The 2,550-nt window shown below is 66.7% G+C and carries 2 protein-coding genes; both read left to right on the top strand.

Annotated elements, in window-relative coordinates; translation table 11 throughout:
- Positions 1-110: 110 nt before the first annotated feature.
- Positions 111-1,301, top strand: coding sequence for an amidohydrolase family protein (locus tag WBF82_RS13040; RefSeq protein WP_424383433.1), 1,191 nt, complete (start codon positions 111-113; stop codon positions 1,299-1,301).
- A 9-nt stretch (positions 1,302-1,310) separates the two neighbouring features.
- On the top strand, positions 1,311-2,550 hold a 1,240-nt coding region (locus tag WBF82_RS13035), incomplete at its 3' end, for an N-acyl-D-amino-acid deacylase family protein (RefSeq protein ID WP_424383432.1).

Raw genomic sequence — 2,550 nt, 5'->3', positions numbered from 1 at the left:
GAACTGCCCCGAGGGCGCGATCACGCTGTTGCCCTGACGGCTCCGTCAACTTTGCATTCATTGCATAAATAGCATTGACAGCCGCCGAAAACCGACGATAGTCGTCAGGTATGGCGCTGCTGCCGGACCCGGCTCCTCGTGCGCGGCAGCACGTCCTGATCTCCGTCGACGACCACGTCATCGAGCCACCCGATATGTTCGACGGCCGACTCCCCGCCACGCTGGGCGACCGGGCGCCCCGGATCGTCGAGACCGACGACGGCCGGCAGGTATGGCGTTACGAGGACCGCGACTACCCCAACATCGGCCTCAACGCGGTGATCGGGCGCCCGCGCGACGAGTGGACCATGGAGGCGGCACGCTTCGACGAGATGCGCCGCGGCTGCTGGGACATCAAAGCCCGGATCGCTGACATGGACCTGGCCGGCATCTGGGCATCGCTGAACTTCCCGTCGCTGATCGCGGGGTTCGCCGGGACGGTGTTCTGGAAGAGCGACGACCCGGAGCTGGGGCTCGCTGTGCTGCGTGCCTGGAACGACTGGCATCTGGAGGTGTGGGCCGGCAGTTTCCCGGAGCGAATCATTCCGCTGCAGTTGCCGTGGCTGGCCGACCCGCAGCTGGCAACCGAAGAGTTGCGTCGCAACGCCGCACGCGGTTTCAAGGCGGTGAGCTTCCCGGAGTTGCCCGCCCAGTGTGGGATTCCCAGCCTGCACAGCGGAGCGTGGGACCCGTTTTTCGCTGCTTGCGAAGAGACGGACACCGTCGTATGCCTGCACACCGGATCTGCCCAGTGGGCGCCGATTCCGGCGCCCGACACCCCGTTCGAGACCATCACGACCTTGTTTCCGGCGAACGGTCTGGTGGCCTGCGCCGACATGCTGTGGTCGGGCATCCCGGTCCGCTTCCCGCGACTGAATATCGCCATGTCCGAGGCTGGGCTGGGCTGGGCGGCAATGCTCGCCGATCGGGCGGATTATGTTCTGGCACATTCTGCTTCGGGCCGCGATGGCGGATCCTGGAAGAGTGATTTGCTGCCCAGCGAGGTGCTGCGGCGAAACTTCTGGTTCTGCTCGATCGACGACCCGTCGGCGTTCGGAGCACTGGATGCGATTGGCGCCCAGCGCATTCTGGTCGAAAGCGACTACCCGCACGCGGACTCGACCTGGCCTGACACCCAAGAGGTCGTGGCGCGCAACGTCGCGGGCCTTTCCGCAGAGGATGCCGCGCGGATCACCCACCGCAACGCTGCGGAACTCTTCCGCCATCCGCTGCCGGACGAGGGGTGGCTAACCACAGCGTAGGAGGCCAATATGCTCGACCTGCTGATCCGTGACGCCGAGATCGTTGACGGCACAGGCGCGCCCGCGTATCACGGCGATGTCGGCATCAGCGACGGACGCATCACAGCGGTTGGTGACGTCGATGATTTGGCTACGAAAACAGTTGATGTACAAGGCCTTACTGTGGCACCCGGCTTCGTCGACCTGCACACCCACTACGACGCGCAGCTGTTCTGGGACCCGACCGCGAGTCCTTCAGTGCAGCACGGTGTTACCACGGTCTTCGGTGGCAACTGCGGCTTCACCCTTGCGCCGGTGGCGGCCGACCAGCAGGACTACCTCACTCGAATGCTCGCGCGGGTCGAGGGCATGCCGCTCGACGCGTTACGCGCCGGGCTGGACTGGCAGTGGGCGTCGTTCGGCGACTGGCTGAAACGGTTCGACGGCCGCATCGCCGTCAATGCCGGCTTCCTGGTTGGGCATTCGGCGCTTCGCCTGGCGGCGATGGGAGAGGACGCGGTCGGCGGTCAGGCGAGCGCAGCGCACATCGAGCGGATGGTCGCTCTGTTGCATCAGGCGTTATCCGACGGCGCGCTCGGCTTTTCGACGTCGCAGTCACAGACCCACAATGACGGCTCCGGCCAGCCGGTCCCGTCACGCAGCGCGTCGCGCGACGAGCTGCTGGCGCTGGCCGGCGGCGTCCGCGACCATCCGGGCACCACGCTCGAGGCGATCATTCCCGGCTGTTTGCAAGGCTTTTCCGACGACGAAGTCGCGCTGCTCACCGATATGTCGGTAGCGGCCGACCGCCCGCTCAACTGGAACCTGCTTGGTGTCTCAGCGGCGAACCCGGCCGGGCATCAGGGGCAGCTGCGTGCCTCCGAGTTCGCCGCCGAACACGGCGGACGGGTAATCGCGCTCACTCTTCCGCATGCCATGCAGATCCGGCTGTCGTTCCTCACCGGCTTCGTGCTCGACGGGTTGCCCGGTTGGCACGACGTCATGCACCTGCCGGTGCCCGAGCGGTTGGCCGCACTCGCCGACCCGGAGGTTCGTCGCCGGCTGGGTGACGGCGCCCAGTCGAAAGAGGCCGGCATGCTGCGCGGCCTGGCGAACTGGGAGCGGTTGATCATCGTCGAGACTTTCGCACCGCAGAACGCCGACGCGACCGACCGCAGCGTCGGCGAGGTCGCCGCCGCCCGCGGGGGCGAGCCGTTCGACACACTGCTCGACATCGTGATCGCCGACGAGTTGCGGACCGGGCTGACGC

Origin of the sequence: Mycobacterium sp., assembly GCF_049673265.1 — a bacterium.
GTDB lineage: Bacteria > Actinomycetota > Actinomycetes > Mycobacteriales > Mycobacteriaceae > Mycobacterium.
Note: the sequence above shows the minus strand (reverse complement) of the source record. Positions and strands in the feature narration are given on the sequence as shown.